The 15,280-nt window shown below is 72.8% G+C and carries 11 protein-coding genes and 3 pseudogenes; 8 read left to right on the top strand and 6 right to left on the bottom strand.

The window, feature by feature from the left end:
* Positions 1-13: 13 nt before the first annotated feature.
* On the bottom strand, positions 14-2,344 hold the full coding sequence (locus ACJ73U_RS41005) for a hypothetical protein (protein WP_407783178.1): 2,331 nt from the start codon (positions 2,342-2,344) through the stop codon (positions 14-16).
* Between the two features lie 86 nt (positions 2,345-2,430).
* On the bottom strand, positions 2,431-2,922 hold the full coding sequence (locus ACJ73U_RS41000; RefSeq protein WP_407783177.1) for a glutathione peroxidase: 492 nt from the start codon (positions 2,920-2,922) through the stop codon (positions 2,431-2,433).
* A gap of 70 nt (positions 2,923-2,992) precedes the next feature.
* Here ACJ73U_RS41000 and ACJ73U_RS40995 point away from each other — a divergent pair.
* Positions 2,993-3,604, top strand: a pseudogene (locus ACJ73U_RS40995) (DNA glycosylase AlkZ-like family protein); the annotation flags it as partial.
* Positions 3,605-4,174: 570 nt separating this feature from the next.
* A pseudogene (locus ACJ73U_RS40990) lies at positions 4,175-4,660 on the top strand (DNA glycosylase AlkZ-like family protein); the annotation flags it as partial.
* Positions 4,661-4,666: 6 nt separating this feature from the next.
* Here ACJ73U_RS40990 and ACJ73U_RS40985 read toward each other — a convergent pair.
* Together ACJ73U_RS40985 and ACJ73U_RS40980 are read right to left on the bottom strand one after the other, a co-directional pair.
* Positions 4,667-5,926, bottom strand: a complete 1,260-nt coding sequence (locus ACJ73U_RS40985; RefSeq protein WP_407783176.1) for an ATP-grasp domain-containing protein — start codon at positions 5,924-5,926, stop codon at positions 4,667-4,669.
* Between the two features lie 72 nt (positions 5,927-5,998).
* Positions 5,999-6,607 (bottom strand): DedA family protein, encoded by a 609-nt coding sequence (locus tag ACJ73U_RS40980; protein ID WP_407783175.1) that lies wholly within the window; start codon positions 6,605-6,607, stop codon positions 5,999-6,001.
* Between the two features lie 337 nt (positions 6,608-6,944).
* On the opposite strand from ACJ73U_RS40980, the gene ACJ73U_RS40975 reads away from it, so the two are divergent.
* Entirely contained in the window at positions 6,945-8,771 is a 1,827-nt protein-coding gene (locus ACJ73U_RS40975) for a hypothetical protein (protein ID WP_407783174.1), read from the top strand.
* 196 nt (positions 8,772-8,967) lie between these two features.
* Here ACJ73U_RS40975 and ACJ73U_RS40970 read toward each other — a convergent pair whose 3' ends face one another.
* Both ACJ73U_RS40970 and ACJ73U_RS40965 read right to left on the bottom strand, forming a co-directional pair.
* Positions 8,968-9,693, bottom strand: a complete 726-nt coding sequence (locus ACJ73U_RS40970) for a BTAD domain-containing putative transcriptional regulator (protein WP_407783173.1) — start codon at positions 9,691-9,693, stop codon at positions 8,968-8,970.
* Between the two features lie 113 nt (positions 9,694-9,806).
* Positions 9,807-10,013 carry a hypothetical protein gene (locus ACJ73U_RS40965; RefSeq protein ID WP_407783172.1) on the bottom strand — a complete coding sequence of 69 codons (207 nt, stop codon included), beginning with the start codon at positions 10,011-10,013 and terminating at the stop codon, positions 9,807-9,809.
* Between the two features lie 192 nt (positions 10,014-10,205).
* On the opposite strand from ACJ73U_RS40965, the gene ACJ73U_RS40960 reads away from it, so the two are divergent.
* The 5 genes and pseudogenes from ACJ73U_RS40960 to ACJ73U_RS40940 all read left to right on the top strand — a co-directional run.
* The gene (locus ACJ73U_RS40960) at positions 10,206-10,793 is read left to right on the top strand and encodes a DUF4255 domain-containing protein (protein ID WP_407783171.1); all 588 of its coding nucleotides are present in this window, start codon (positions 10,206-10,208) and stop codon (positions 10,791-10,793) included.
* Positions 10,794-10,854: 61 nt separating this feature from the next.
* Positions 10,855-11,607, top strand: coding sequence for a carboxypeptidase regulatory-like domain-containing protein (locus tag ACJ73U_RS40955; RefSeq protein ID WP_407783170.1), 753 nt, complete (start codon positions 10,855-10,857; stop codon positions 11,605-11,607).
* A 24-nt stretch (positions 11,608-11,631) separates the two neighbouring features.
* Positions 11,632-13,917, top strand: coding sequence for a phage tail sheath family protein (locus ACJ73U_RS40950; RefSeq protein ID WP_407783169.1), 2,286 nt, complete (start codon positions 11,632-11,634; stop codon positions 13,915-13,917).
* 42 nt (positions 13,918-13,959) lie between these two features.
* Positions 13,960-14,418 (top strand): phage tail protein, encoded by a 459-nt coding sequence (locus ACJ73U_RS40945; protein WP_407783168.1) that lies wholly within the window; start codon positions 13,960-13,962, stop codon positions 14,416-14,418.
* Between the two features lies 1 nt (position 14,419).
* A pseudogene (locus ACJ73U_RS40940) lies at positions 14,420-15,280 on the top strand (phage tail protein); the annotation flags it as partial.

Here is a 15,280-nt window from a genome sequence, read left to right as displayed (position 1 = left end):
GGGAGCGCGGGACTCACGCGTGCGGCACGAGTGCGTAGCCGGTGTCCGAGCCGCTGCTGATCGCGGCGACCGCGGGGAGGCCCTGCACCTGGACGGGTGACTTCGCGTCCGTGTCGACCGGTGTCGCGGTGGTGCCCAGCGAGCCGGACCAGTTGGCGCCCCAGGACCACACGGTCCCGTCGGCGCGCAGGACGTAGGCGCCGTAGTCGTGGCTCGCGACCTGCCGGCCGCCGGTGATCGACGCCTGCACCGGCGTCCTGCTGACGCAGTAGGAGGTGGCGCAGTCCTGGCCGTTGCCGAGCTGCCCGTGGTAGTTCACGCCCCACGCCCACACGGTGCCGTCCGAGCGCACGGCGTAGCCGTTCTCCCAGCCGCCCGCGATCGCGGTCACGCCGGTCAGCCCGGAGACCTGCACCGGCGACTGCGCCACGCACGGATCCGGGCCGCCGCAGTCCTGGCCGTTGCCGAGCTGCCCGACGCCGTTGTCGCCCCACGCCCAGACGGTGCCGTCACCGCGCAGTGCGTAGCCGCCCAGGGCGCCGCCGGAGATCGCCGTGACGCCGGTCAGGTTCGAGACCTGGACGGGCACCGCCGAGCCGTCGTCGTACGTGCCGTTGCCGAGCGCGCCGTGGCCGAGGCCCCAGGCCCACACGGTGCCGTCCGCCCGCAGCGCATAGCCGTTGGCGTACGACCGGTTCCCGGCGATCGCCACGACGCCCGTCAGGCCGGACACCCGCACGGGCACGTTGGACGCATCGAAGGTGCCGTTGCCGAGCTGCCCGTTCCAGTTCGCGCCCCAGGACCAGACCGTGCCGTCGCCGCGCAGCGCGAACGCGTACGCGCCACCGGCCGCGATCGCCGTCACCCCGGTCAACCCGGTGACCGGCACCGGGACGGTCGAGCCGCCGTAGCCGCTGTTCGTCCAGCCGTTGCCCAGCTGGCCGCTCCAGTTGTCGCCCCAGGCCCAGACGGTCCCGTCGGCACGCAGGGCGTAGCCGTCGCCGTTGCCGCCGACGACCGCGCGCACGCCGGACAGCCCGACCACCCGCGCCGGGGTGGCGGAGGTGAAGACGCCGCCGGTGGTGCCCAGCGGGCCGCGGCCCCAGGAGTAGACGCAGTCGGTCGCGCACGGGTTCGGGTCGACCACGACGAACGCCCCGGCCACGTCGGCCACCAGGTGGATGGAGCCGGCGAAGTTGTAGAACGCGATCTGGCGGTCGGTCGCGAACCCGATGTCGGCCGCGTTCGCGACGGTCTGGCCGGGCGAGACGTTGAGCGTCGAGGAGTTCGGCAGGTCGCCGACCGGGGCGTGCGCGGTCACGTAGGTGCCGGCCGTCGCGCCGACGCCGGTGACGTTGAGCAGCACACCGACCGAGGACGTGGGCAGCTCGCCGCCGAGGTCCAGCTGGAGGAACCCGCCGGGGCCGAGCGGTCCGGCGGTGCCGCCGGTGCCGTCGCGGGTGTCGAGCACCCGCGTCGGGTTCGTCGGCAGGAACGCGGCGCCGTAGTCCGGGGTGTAGAAGCCGGTGAGGTCCACGAGGAGGTCGACCGAGCCGAGGTGGTTGTACAGGCTCACCTTGCGGTCCGCGCCGACCGCGACCGTGACCAGGTTCGGCCGCGTGTCACCGGCGGCCACGTTGAGGCTCGACGCGGTCGGCCGGGTCGTGCCGGCGGGCCACGCGGTCACGAACGTCGTGGCGGTCGGGTTGGTCGCGGTCAGGTTGACCGTCACCGCGGTCGCCGAGGCGGGGATCCGGCCGGTCAGGTCGACCGTCCGGCTCGTGCCCGCCGCGAGCGGCCCGCCGGTGGCGCGGGTGTCGAGCGCGCGGTCCGGCGGCAGCGGCGTGAACCCGGCGCCGGTGCCCGTGCCGTAGTACCCGGCGAGGTCGGCGACCAGGTGGACGCTGCCGCTGAAGTTGTAGAGGCCGACCTTGCGGCCCGTCCCGAGCGCGACGGTCACCTGGTTGGCCCGGATGTCCCCGGCGGTCACGTTGAGGTTCGACGCGGTCGGCCGCGCGGCGCCCCCGGGGAAGACCGTGACGAAGGTGGCCGAGGTCGGCGTCACGGCGGTCACGTTGAGGGCGACCGCCGTCGCCGTGGCCGGCACCCGCGCCGAGAGGTCGAGCGTGATGGTCTGCCCGGCACCGACCGGCGCCGTGGCACCGCCGGTCCCGGTGCCGTCGCGGGTGTCGAGCACCCGGGCGGGGGAGAGCGGCGTGAACATCGACGCCGGCCCGGCCGGCTGGGCGGCGGGCGCTGCCCCCGCGCCGCCCGGTGGACCGGCGAGCAGGAGCCCGGCGGTCAGCAGTGTGGTCAGGGCAGCGGGCAGTAACCGGCGCGTCATGAAGTCCCCCAGTGCGATCAGATCTTCCGACCGGCTGAGGACAATAGTGACAGTTCACCCGCCGGTGACACCGCCGTCCGGCCCAGTCAGGCGGGCAGGACGGCCTCGACCGCCGAGACCACGGCGTCGTCCTCGGGGGTCGTGGCGGGCCGGAAGCGTCCGACGACCTTGCCGGCCGGGTCGAGCAGGAACTTCTCGAAGTTCCACTGGACGTCGCCGGCGTTGCCCTCACTGTCCGGTGTGGTCACCAGCTCGGCGTACAGCGGGTGCCGCTCGGCCCCGTTGACGTCGATCTTGGCCATCATGGGGAAGGTGACGCCGTAGGTGGTGGAGCAGAACGTCCGGATCTCCTCGGCCGACCCCGGCTCCTGACCCCCGAACTGGTTGCACGGGAAGCCGACCACCGAGAACCCGCTGCCCGCGAACCGCTCGTGCAGTCGCTCGAGCCCGGCGTACTGCGGGGTCAACCCACACCTGGAGGCGACGTTGACGATCAGCAACGCCTTGCCTGCCAGGGAGGCGAGCGTGGTGGGTGCGCCGGCCAGCGTCTGCAGCGGGATGTCATGGACGTTCGTCATGGGCACAGGCTAGTCAAGCCTTCAATCATTGCGGCCGCCGCGTGTCCGCTATTCCTGTCACAGTGGCGCCGTGCTACCCACCATCACCACTCGGGCGCTGGGCCGGGCGACGCTGGCCCGGCAGCTGCTGCTCGACCGTGCCGACCTGCCCGTGCTCGACGCCGTCTCCCACCTGTGCGGGCTCCAGGCCCAGGAACCGCAGGAGCCGTTCGTCGGGCTGTGGTCGCGGGTGCGGGCGTTCGACCCCACCGCGCTGGACGAGCTGCTGACCGGGCGGCGGGTGGTGCGCACCCACCTCATGCGCCGCACCGTCCACCTCCTCACCGCCGAGGACGTGCTGGCCTGGCGGCCACGGCACGACGCCATGCTGCGCCAGCGGGTACTCGCGACCTACCGCCGCGAGCTGGCCGGGATCGACCTCGACCAGCTCACGGCGGCGGGCCGGGCCCTGCTGGCCGATGGTGAACCGCGCTCGATGGGTGAGATGGCGCGGGCACTCGCCGACCGCCTGCCGGTGGCCGGGACCCGGGCGCTGGGGGAGGTGCTGGTCGCCGCGCTCCTCCCGATGGTGCAGGTGCCGCCACGCGGGCTGTGGCGCACGAAGGCGGGGGCGCGCTACGCCCTGCTGTCCGCGTGGCTGGGCCGGGAGATCTCCCCGTCGGACTCCAGCGGCAGGGCCGGCGACTCGGCCGGCGGCGCGGTCTGCGGCGTGGCCGGCGACAGGACTGGTGGCGTGTTCGGCGGCGCGGCCGGCGACGGGACTGGTGGCGCGTTTGGTGACTCGGCTGGTCGCGCGGTTGGTGGCTGGGCTGCCGGGGTGGGTGGTGATTGGGCTGCCGGGGTTGGTGGCGGCATGGCCGGTGGCGCGGCCGGTGGTGTGGCTGGTGGCGCAAGTGGGGGCGCGGCCGGCGGTGTGGGTGGCGACATGGCTGGCGGCGCGGCCGGTGGTATGGCTGGTGGTGTGGGTGGCGGTGCGGCCGGTGGTGTGGCGGGTGGCGCAAGTGGGGGCGCGGCCGGCGGTGTGGGTGGTGGCGTGGGTGGCGGCGCGGCCGGTGGTATGGCTGGCGGTGCGGCCGGTGGTGCGGCTGGTGGCGTGGGTGGTGGTGTGGCTGGTGGCGTGGGTGGCGGTGCGGCCGGTGGTGCGGCTGGCGGTGCGGGTGGAGGTGTTGCTGGTGGTGGTGTGGCTGGTGGCGCGGCCGACGGTGTGGCTGGTGGCGGCGCGAGCGGCGGTGCGGTTGCTCGCACGGCCGGCGACACGGTCGGCGCGGCGCTGGTGCGGCGCTACCTGGCCGCGTTCGGCCCCGCCGCCACCAGCGACCTGCGTGCCTGGTGTGGCCTGGCCGGACTGCCCGCCGCGGTGGCCGCGGTGCGTGCGGAGCTGGTGAGCTTCCGGGACGAGCGCGGCCGGGAGCTGCTGGACCTGCCCGACGCGCCGCGTCCCGATCCCGGCACACCCGCCCCCGTGCGGTTCCTGCCGGCGTTCGACAACGCGCTTCTCGGCTACCAGGACCGCGGCCGGATCGTCGACGACGCCCACCGCGGGCTGTCGGTCGCCGGGGAGCGGGTCGTGCTGGTCGACGGGCGGGTGGCGGCGACCTGGACCGTCGAGGACGGCGGCGTGGCCGTCACCCCGCTGCGCCGCCTCTCCCGGGTCGACCGCGCGTGCGTCGCGGAGGAGGGACGGGCCCTGGCGGGGTTCCTGTCCGCCGGGGAGGACCACCGGGTGCGGGTCGACTGACCGGAGTCAGGCGGCCAGCGCGGCCGCCTCCTCGTGCACGTCCACCACCAGGCGGCGGCGCAGACCGGCCAGCACCTCGTCCCCGCCGGCGGCGACGATGACGCCGTGGCGGTCGAGGTTGTCGGTGACCCTGCCGACCTCGCGGCCGGGCCGCACCCACAGGTCGGCGGCCAGCACTTCCGGGTGCGCGGCGACCTCGGCCCACCCGTGCACGGCCCGCAGGTGTCCCGGCGGCAGCAGCAGGAACTCCGCGCCCGCGGCCCTGGTCTGCGGCGGCACCGGCGCCGGCGCGCGGCCGAGGAGGTCGTCGACCAGCAGCCCGTACAGCTCCAGCCCGGGCCGGCTGTGCTCGACCAGCGCGTGGATGTAGTCCCCGCCGGGCCGGGCGTGCACCTCGCCGAGCACGACGCCGTGTGGCGTGCGCCAGAACTCGACGTGGAACGCGCCGTGCGTGACCCCGGCCGCGGTGACCGCCCGCGCGACGGTGTCCGCGGCGGCGGCCAGCGCCGGGTCGGTGACCGGGGCGACGCGGTGCCCGGTCTCGATGAAGCTGTCGTCGGTGCGCTTCTCGGTGACGGCCAGCACCCGCGGCACCCCGCCGACGAGCACGCCCTCCGCGGAGAACTCCGTGCCCCGCACGAAGGTCTCGATGAGGAACTCCCGCGGCCCGGCCGCGGCGCGAGCCCCGAACTTGGCGAGCGAGGCGGCGACGTTGTCGAGGGCGGCCAGCGCCTCGGCGAGCCCGGCGCGGTCGTGCACGAGCGTGACGCCGGTGCTGGCGAGCCCGTCCCGCGGCTTGACCACCCACGGGCCGCGGTGCGCCAGCATGAACGCCTCGGCCTCCCGCCGCGAGGCGCACACGGCGACGCGCGGCTGCGGGAACCCGGCCGACCGCAACCGCTCCCGGCACAGGTCCTTGGTGCGGATGCCGCGCACGACGTCCGGGTCGTTGCCGGGCAGTCCCAGCTCCTCGGCGATCTCCGCCGCCGGCAGCACGCACAGCTCCTGCACGGTCACCACCGCGTCGATGTCGCTGCGCCCGCGTGCCCACCGCCGGGCCGCGGCGGGGTCGTGGATGTCGAACGCGACCGTCTCGTCCACGACCGACAGCCGGCTCATCGGGGCCGCCGCCAGTCCGGCACGCGTGTCGGCCCCGACCAGCCGCACCCCGCGCCGGCGCGCCTGCTCGCCGAGCCGGACCAGCTGGTCCCGCGTCCATGGTGTTGCCGCCGTACAACCGAGCACGAGCACCCGAGCCTGAGCCATGACGAACCTTCCCGACGACATCCGAACGCGGCTCACGGTCTGCCGGTTCGCTCAACGCCTGCTCGAGATCCGCTAGGAGTCGGCGGGCCTGCGGACGTGCCGGACCACCAGGTACACGGCGACGGCGAGGACGATCAGGACGATCGGTCCCCAGGCGAGGTAGTGCCCGACGGTGTCGAGGGACGCGGAGAAGCCGTAGCCGAGCAGCACGCAGCCGCCGCCCCAGATGACGCCGCCCGTGACGTTCCACGGCAGGAACACTCGCAGGTAGGGGAGGTGGGCGCTGCCGGCGACGCCCGGGGTGAGCGCGCGGAGGACGGCGGTGAACCGGCCCAGCAGCACGGCCTTGCCGCCGTGGCGGTGCAGGAACTCGTCGGTCCTGTGCCAGCGCTCGGCGCCGATCCGCCGGCCCACCCGCGACGACCGCAGCCGCGGCCCGATCCGCTTGCCGACCTCGTACCCGACGCTGTCCCCGAGGATGGCCGAGCCGATCGCGACCACCACCATGGGCCACAGCGAGATCCAGTGGTGGTGCGCGGCGAACCCGGCGACGAGCAGCGCCACCTCCCCGGGCAGCACCATCCCGACCATGATCGCCGCCTCGGCGAACGCGAGGCCGCCCGCGATGAGGTAGAGCCACGCGCCCGCGTGCTCGCCGATCCGTCGCAGCTGGTCGAGCACGCGCACCTCCGTCTCGTCGGGACTCGGGTCCGACGTTACGTGCGTTCTGGCCGCCGTGCTGGGTTGAAGATCCTCTGCAAGCCGCCGGATGATTGTCGAGCCCGCGTTTCCCGGTCACCTGACCTGGTACGCGTCCAGGACAGTCTGAGCCGCGCGAGCAACGGGGTGTCGAGGTTGCGCTGAAGCACGCCTTCCGGACCGTGGGCCCGAGGATCGCGTCGCTCGTCGCGTTGTGTGAGAGGGCGGGTGCGCAGTGTGTCCGGTCTCGACGGCGGCTCGCGCGTGGTGGAGCATGTGAGCGCTTCCACGCGTCAAGCGAAAACTTCCGGAGGACTGCATGCCACACGTGCCACGGCGGCTCGGGTGGGCGTTCGCGCTCGTGCTCGTGACGGCCACCATCACCGGCACCCCCGCTCAGGCCACGCCCCCGCCCGGTCTCGGGTCGAACGTCACGGTGTTCGAGCCGAGCACACCGGTCGAGCAGATCCAGGCGACCCTCGACGCCGCGAACGCGCAGCAGGTCGACAACGAGATGGGCGCGGCCCGGCACGCGTTCCTCTTCGCGCCCGGCACCTACGGCAGCGTGGAGCACCCGCTGCAGATCAAGGTCGGTTACTACACCGAGATCGCGGGGCTCGGCGCGTCACCGGAGGACGTGGTCATCAACGGCAAGGTCGAGGTCTACAACCGGTGCCTCGCCGACGGCGGCACGAGCAACTGCCTCGCGCTGGTCAACTTCTGGCGCACCCTGTCGAACCTGACGATCGACATCGACGCGGCCGGGCAGGACGGGTGCCGCGCGTCGGCGAACTTCTGGGCGGTGTCCCAGGCGGTGTCCATGCGCCGGCTCGACGTGCGCGGCGGCGGCCTGTCGCTGATGGACTACTGCACCGTCGGGCCGCAGTACGCGAGTGGCGGGTTCATCGCCGACTCGCGGCTGCCGGCGGTCACCAACGGCTCCCAGCAGCAGTGGCTCATCCGCAACAGCGAGATCGCCGGCTGGTCGAACGGCGTGTGGGACCAGGTCTTCGCCGGTGTGGTCGGCGCCCCGGCCGAGGCCGGCTTCCCGAACCCGCCCTACACGACGCTCGACAACACCCCGGTGAGCCGCGAGAAGCCGTACCTGTTCCGCGACTCCCGCGGCCGCTACGACGTCCGCGTGCCCGCCGCCCGCACGAACACGCGTGGCGTGTCCTGGGCAGCCGGGCTCACCCCGGGTCGCACGGTGCCGCTGTCCGACTTCTTCGTGGCCACGCCGGCGAGCTCGGTGCGGGAGATCAACGCCCAGCTCGCGCGCGGCAGAAACCTGCTGCTCACGCCCGGCGTGTACGACATCGCGCGGAGCATCGAGGTCCGCAGGCCGCACACGGTCGTCCTCGGGCTCGGGCACGCCACGCTGACCGCGGTCAACGGCGCGATCCCGCTGGACGTCGCCGACGTGCCCGGGGTGGTCGTCGCCGGCGTCACGATCGACGCGGGCAGCAAGGAGTCGCCGGTGTTGCTGCGGGTCGGCAGCCGGCACGGCCACGGGTGGAGTTCGCCGGGTGACCCGACCACGCTGTCGGACGTGTACTTCCGGGTCGGCGGCCCGCACGTCGGCAAGACGGACACCGCGCTGCAGGTCAACAGCGACGACGTGCTGATCGACCACACGTGGGTGTGGCGGGCCGACCACGGCGTCGAGGGCCTCACCGACACCCAGCGGTGGCGCACCAACACCGGCCGGTACGGCCTGGTGGTGAACGGCGACCGCGTGACGGCGACCGGCCTGTTCGTCGAGCACTTCCAGCGGTACAACACCGTGTGGAACGGCGAGGGCGGGACGGTGGTGCTGTACCAGAACGAGCTGCCCTACGACCCGCCGACGCAGGCCGACTGGATGAACGGCCGGGTCGAGGGCTTCGCCGGCTACAAGGTCTCCGACCGGGTGCGCAGCCACCACCTCTACGGCGCCGGGGTGTACGTGTTCAACCAGAACAACCCGAGCATCCACACGGAGAACGGGTTCGAGGTGCCCACCAGGCCCGGCGTCCGGCTGCACCACATCATGACTGTCAACCTCAGCGCGGGCGTCATCGACCACGTGGTCGACGGCGTCGGCGACCCGGCCGACACGACGAAGATCGGTGTCCCGGTGTACGTGCCCGACTACCCAACCCCGTAACCCGCGTGTCCAACGCTCCGAACCCGCGTGTCCAACGCCCGTGACCCGTGAGTTCGACAAAACCGGCCGCTCCCAGGCGAACGATTTGTCGAACTCACCGGTCCGTTTCGTTGGACACGCGGGTTCTCCGCGTTGGACACGCGGCATTCACACTATTGATCGAGTCCCATGTGGACTTACACCTTTGGGTGAATTTTCAGTGTGCGCTGGTGTGCGGCAGCAGGTGGCGTAGAGTGTCCGACGGCTCGAGCCCCAGCTCCTCCAGCAGCACGCGCCGGCACTGCTCGTACTGGTGCTGCGCCGCGCCCCGGTTGCCGGCGGCGAGGTGGGCGTCGATCAGCACCCGGTGCGCGCTCTCCCGCAGCGGCTCGGCCCGCACGGCGGCGAGCCCGGCGGCCACCGCCTCCCCGTGCCGGCCGGCCGTGGTGAGCCGCTTCGCCATGGCCTCCAGGGCGTACAGCCGCAGCTGGTGGTACTGCTCCTGCTCGATGAGCACCCACTCGTTGTCCAACCACTCGGGCAACAGGTCGGCGGACAGCTCGTCCCGCGTGTGCCGGTTGAGGATGTCGTCGCACAGGCAGGACTTGTCGAGCAGCCGGTGCGCGCGGGCGACCGCGTCGTGGATGTCGACGCTGATGTTGCCCGCCAACGCCATCTCGTGCGCCGACGCGTCGATGACCCCGTGCCCGGCCCGCGACGCGCGCCACAGCGACGAGCGCAGGTTCGCGTTGGCGCGGGCCGTGGTCGCCTCGGGCCACAGCGTTCTGGCCACGTACGTCCGGGTGCGCGGCCGGTCCTGCAGCGCGAGGAAGGCGAGCAGCCGCTGCGCGCTGGACGACAGCGTCACCCGGTCCTCGCCCACCAGTAGTGCGAACCCCTTCAGCAGTCGCAGCGTCACGATCTGAGTTACTTCAGTGCGCATTCGTCCCCCACGCTACGCGGCACCGATCGATTCGCCCCCACCCGTGAAAGAATTCGCGAACCCGGCGCCGGACGTTACGGGGGAATTATCGATGATGCGGCGTTAGCGCGGCGTCACGAAAACGTCATCGGTCCAGATCGAAGCTCTTCCAGCCAACTCTGCACGGCCGCGTGGACCGCCTCGGTGGACGTCACCGCGACCGAGTTGGTCTCGTCCATGCCGATCGTGGACAGGATGCGGACCCGCAGGGCGTCCGGCGCACCGCCTTCCAGCCACGCACGCAGGACCATGCTGCCGGCGCGTTCCTCGGATGGCTCCACCCCGGCAGGATGCGCGCAGCCATGTCACCGCTGCGTCGCCGCCGCGTGTGCGGGCCCGTCAACGCACAGGGCGGGAACGCGGCCGTGACGCCGCGGCGACGGTCGGATCGCGGGTCTGCCACGCCACCCCTGCGATGCTGCCGCTCGGCAGGTCAGCGCCACTCGCCGACCTGCCGCAGGGGGAGGGATGGCATGGGCGATTTCGGTGTCGTCGCCGACGTTTCCACGATCATCGTGGACCGGCTGACGTTGGCGCTGCGGGGCCTGTCTCCGGACCCGTCGGACGCCCCGCCGACGGCGATCCTGAGCGACCTCGTGGATCAGCCTCAGACACCGCCGCCGATCCTCTCGGTGTTCCTCTACGAGGTCGCCGAAGACCCGACCTCGCGCAACCGGCCGCCGGTCCGGGCCCTGCCCCCGAACGCCCCGACGAGCCGCAAACCGCCGATGGCCCTGCTGCTGCGGTACCTGATCACCCCGTGGGGCGGCAGCCCGGAGACGCAGCACCAGATGATCGGCCGCGCGCTGCAGGTCTTCTACGACGACGCGATCTGGAGCGGCCAGGAGCTGACGGGCAGCCTCGCGGGGACCACGGACGTCCTCCAGTTCACGCTGACCCCGCTGACCCTCGACCAGAAGTCCTGGATCTGGTACGCGATCCAGAAGCCGTACCGGCTGTCCCTCAACTACGAGGTCCGGGTGGTCAACTTGGACTCGCTCGACGTGGCGGACCTGCGGCTCGTGCGCAGCCGCGAGATCAACGGGGCCACGACGCCATGAGCGGAGCCTGCGGAGCGAACTGTCAGCGCTCAGGACGCCGCGGAGCGGGTGAGGCAGCGTCATGACTCACTTCTACCCCGTCGAGACCTCCGTTCTGCACAGCCCGGCCTGGTTCGTGCCGGTCGACGAGTTCGCCCAGCGCGGCCGGACCGCCGGCGTGGTGACCGAGCTGGACCGCTTCGACCCCGACGCGGGCGTGTGGGTGCCGCAGGAGACGCAGGCGATCCGCACCCCCAGCGCCGCGATCGCCTACCCGGAGCTGGGCAGGCGGCGCGGCGCGGGTGCCGAGCCGGAGCGGTTCCGGGTGCGCTTCGCGGCGATCGGGCTCGCGCCGCTGTACCCGGCCGACGGCGAGCCGTTCGACGCGACCGCCGTCGGCGTCGAGTTCTTCGCCTACCCGTACGACGACGTCAACCCGCCCGCCGTGGGGAGCGAGCCCAGGGTGGTGCGGCTGCTGCCGAGCGTCGCGTTCCCGTACGGGCCCGGCGTCCGCACGGTGTACGGCGTCGTCGTGGACGCGGCCACGGCGCGGCCGGTGGCGAACGCGCTGGTCGAGGCGCGCGGCACCACGAGCCGGGACGGGATCCCGTGGCTGGAGCGAACCCTGACCGACCAGCGCGGCGCGTTCCGGCTCGCACTGCGCTGGGAGGGCGAGCCGGCCGGCACTGACCAGCTCTTCCACCTGCGAGCCACCGAGCGGCCGGGGCGGACCGGGGCGACCGACGTCCGGCTGCCCACCGAACGGGACCGCCGGCACGTCATCGAGATTTCGGAGGGCCCGCTCGCCGGGTCCGACCATCAGCGCGAGCAGTAGCGGCAGCAGAGAAGGAGCCAAGCCATGCCCGAGTACCTGAGCCCCGGCGTCTTCATCGAGGAGGTCGACGCGGGGCCACGGCCGATCGCGGGGGTGAGCACCAGCACGGTGGGCATGGTCGGGGTCACCCAGCGCGGCCCGACCACCGGCAAGCCCAAGCTGGTCACGAACTTCCTGGAGTTCCAGACCACCTTCGGCGGCTTCCTGCCCGAGCCGGACCCCTCCATCCGGGACGCCTGGGCCGCCAACCCGACCGAGGGCGGCCGCTGGTGGCTGTTCCCGTTGGCGGTCAAGGGCTTCTTCGACAACGGCGGCCAGCGCCTGTACGTCAAGCGGGTCGCCAGCGGTGCCGCGCAGGCCGCCGCCAGCACGCTCGGCCAGGGCCTGGTGAGCCCGATCGCGCGGGACGCCGGCGTCGGCGCGACCACGCTGGAGCTCGGCCACCTCATCGGCCTCGCCGTCAACAACGACGTGACGATCGTCCGCGGCACCGACAACGTCGAGATCGGCGGCGGTTCGATCACCGGCTTCAACTCGACCGCCCGCACGGTCCAGCTCGGCACCCCGCTGACCGCGGCGGTCAAGGCCGGGCGAGGGGACTACGTCCGGGTCGACTCCCAAATCCACAACGACATCCACAGCCTCCGGTTCTCCGCGTCGAGCCCCGGCTCCTGGGGGCAGAACGTCCAGGTGCGGATCCAGCCCTCGGTCAGCGCCACACTCCCGATCCTGCCCGACCCCAGCCAAGGACCCCTGTTCGTCACCGCCCTCGCGGAGGACGCGCTGGAGCCGGACGACACCACGATCGTCGTGAACGCCGTGCCGGGGCTCGACGACACCCTGCCGGCCGAGGTGTGGGTCCTGATCAACAACCGGCGGTTCCTCGTCACCGTGGGCACGCCCGCCGACGGCAGGGTGACCCTGACCCTCCCCGACGGCACCACCCACGGCCCGTGGCGGATCGGCCTCACCGTGCGCCGGGTGCGCCTCGCGAACTCCGGTGCCGGCACCACGCTGGTGATCGGTGGCGCCAGCCGGCTCTACGAGGGCGCGGTCACCCAGCTCGACACCGGTGACGCGCTCACCGTACTGAACGTCGTGTCGATCAAGCCCGACGGCACGGTGACCTTCGTCGGCGACACCGACACCCCGGTCCCGGAGCAGGTCTTCGAGACCGACCGGCTCTCCCTCGTCGAGGCCACTGTGGACACCCGGTTCACCGACCCCGGCGGCACCTCGGTCACCGAGACCTTCCGCAACCTGCGCCTGGGCGGCACCGACCCCGGCAGCGTGGTGGGCACGCTGGCCGCGCAGTCCCGGTTGGTGGGTGCCACGGCGCTGCCGGACCTCTCCCTTGACCCGAGGTTCTTCCCCGTCCCGGCGACCGGCCTGTGGGTGTCGCTGACCGAGGGCGGCACGGACGCCTTCGAGGGGCTCACCGTCGGCGACTTCGTCGGCGCCGACGGCGGGAGCGGCAGGCGCACCGGCATCGTGGCGCTCGAGGACATCGACGAGGTCGCGATCTGCGCGGTGCCCGGCGTGTGGGCCGGCACCGTGGAGTCGGCGCTCATCACCCACTGCGAGCAGCTCAAGGACCGCTTCGCCATCCTCGACCCGCAGGACGGGCTCGACATCGAGGGGATCCAGGCGTTCCGGGAGCCGTTCGACACCAGGTACGCCGCGCTGTACTACCCGTGGCTGGTGGTCAACGACCCCTCGACGAACCAGTTCGTCGAGGCGCCGCCGTCGGGGCACCTGGCCGGCATCTACGCCCGCACCGACACCGAGCGCGGCGTGCACAAGGCGCCGGCGAACGCGGTCATCCGCGGCATCCGGCTGACCGACGGCATCGCGCAGGACATCACCAAGCGGCACCAGGACCTGTTGAACCCCAAGGGGATCAACGCGTTGCGGTTCTTCCCCGGCCTCGGCCAGCGGGTGTGGGGCGCGCGCACGCTGTCCTCGGACAGCTCGTGGAAGTACATCAACGTGCGCCGGCTCTTCCTGTTCCTGGAGGAGTCGATCGACGAGGGCACGCAGTGGGTCGTGTTCGAGCCGAACGACGAGTCGCTGTGGGCGCTGGTGCGCCAGACGGTCGCGAACTTCCTCACCACGGTCTGGCGCAGCGGCGCGCTCGCCGGCACGACCGCGGACGAGGCGTTCTTCGTCCACTGCGACCGCACCACGATGACCGACGACGACATCGCGAACGGCCGGCTCATCTGCGTGATCGGCGTGGCACCCGTCTTCCCGGCGGAGTTCGTGATCTTCCGCATCCAGCAGAAGACCCGTGAACCACAGCTCGTCTAGCCGACGCGGCGCGGCGACCACCAACACCGAGAGGCAACAGCAATGCCACCTGTGACGCGCGACGACCCGTACGCCGCCTACAACTTCCTGGTCATCGTGACCAACGTCAGCGACGACGGTGTCGCGGTGAGCGGGTCGTTCACCGAGGCGAGTGGTCTCGACGTGGAGATGCCGGTGATCGAGTACCGCACCGGCAGCGAGGACATCACGGTCCGCAAGCTCGTGGGGCTCAAGAAGTTCCCGAGCGCGCTCACGTTCAAGCGCGGCGTCACCGGCCATGTCGGCTTCTGGAACTGGGTCAAGGAGGCACTCGACGGCCGGGTGCGGCGCACGTCCGGCTCGATCGTGATGCTCGACGAGAACCGCCAGGAGGCCATGCGCTGGAACTTCGACCGCGCCTGGCCGACCAAGTACACCGGCCCGTCGTTCAACGCCACCAAGAACGAGATCGCCATGGAGACGCTCGTGCTGGCGGTCGAGAGCCTCCTGGTCGACGCCTGACATGACCAGCGCGGCGCTTCCCGGCGTATCCCTGACCTTCGAGCGTGCGGCCTCGGACGACGAGCCGCTGCGCACGGACGTGGCGGTGTTCCTCGGCCGCACCCGGCGCGGGCCGGTCGGCGAACCCGTCCGCGTCGAGAGCTGGAACGACGTCGTGGGTGCGTTCGGCCCGCCGGACGGGACGTCCTCGACCCCGTACGCGCTGCGCGGGTTCTTCGAGAACGACGGCCGCACCGCCTGGGTGCTGCGCGTGTCCGGGCCCGCCGAACCCGCGCACGCGGTGTGGACGGACGACCACGTGGTCGTGGCGGCGAGCCCCGGGGCGTGGGCGAACGGCGGCCGCGTCACCGTGCGGTACCAGGCGAGCAGTGTCGCGGGCCCGCCGGCGGTCACCGTCCGGGTGCTCGTGCCCGGCGAGCCGGCGGAGATCTTCGCCGGGATGGCGCCCACCGAGGTGGTCGACCGGCTCACCGCGTCCCGGCTGGTCCGGCTGGTACCGCTGGGCCCGGCCGCGCCGGCCGACCCGATCCCGCCGGACGCGCCGATCTCGATGTCGTGGGACCTGACGCTCACCGGCGGCACGGACAGCCCGCCGGGACGGGCGGAGTACGCGTCCGCGGCGGCGGCTCAGGCCGAGCTGCCGGAGCCGGCGCTGGTGGCCCTGCCGGACCTTGGCACGGACCTGACCGGCGACGACCACACGGACCTCGTGCTGGCCCTGCTGGGCGTCGTGGCGCCGCTGCTGGACCGGCTGGTGCTGCTGGACGTGCCGGCCGAGAGGTCCACTGTGGACGATGTGCTGGACTGGGTCGGGACGCTGGCGGACCTCGGCGACGAGGCGTTGCTGGCCGCGGCGGCGGTG

The sequence above is a fragment of the Actinophytocola sp. genome, from assembly GCF_045807065.1.
GTDB lineage: Bacteria > Actinomycetota > Actinomycetes > Mycobacteriales > Pseudonocardiaceae > Actinophytocola.
This window is presented reverse-complemented; position numbering and strand designations above follow the sequence as displayed.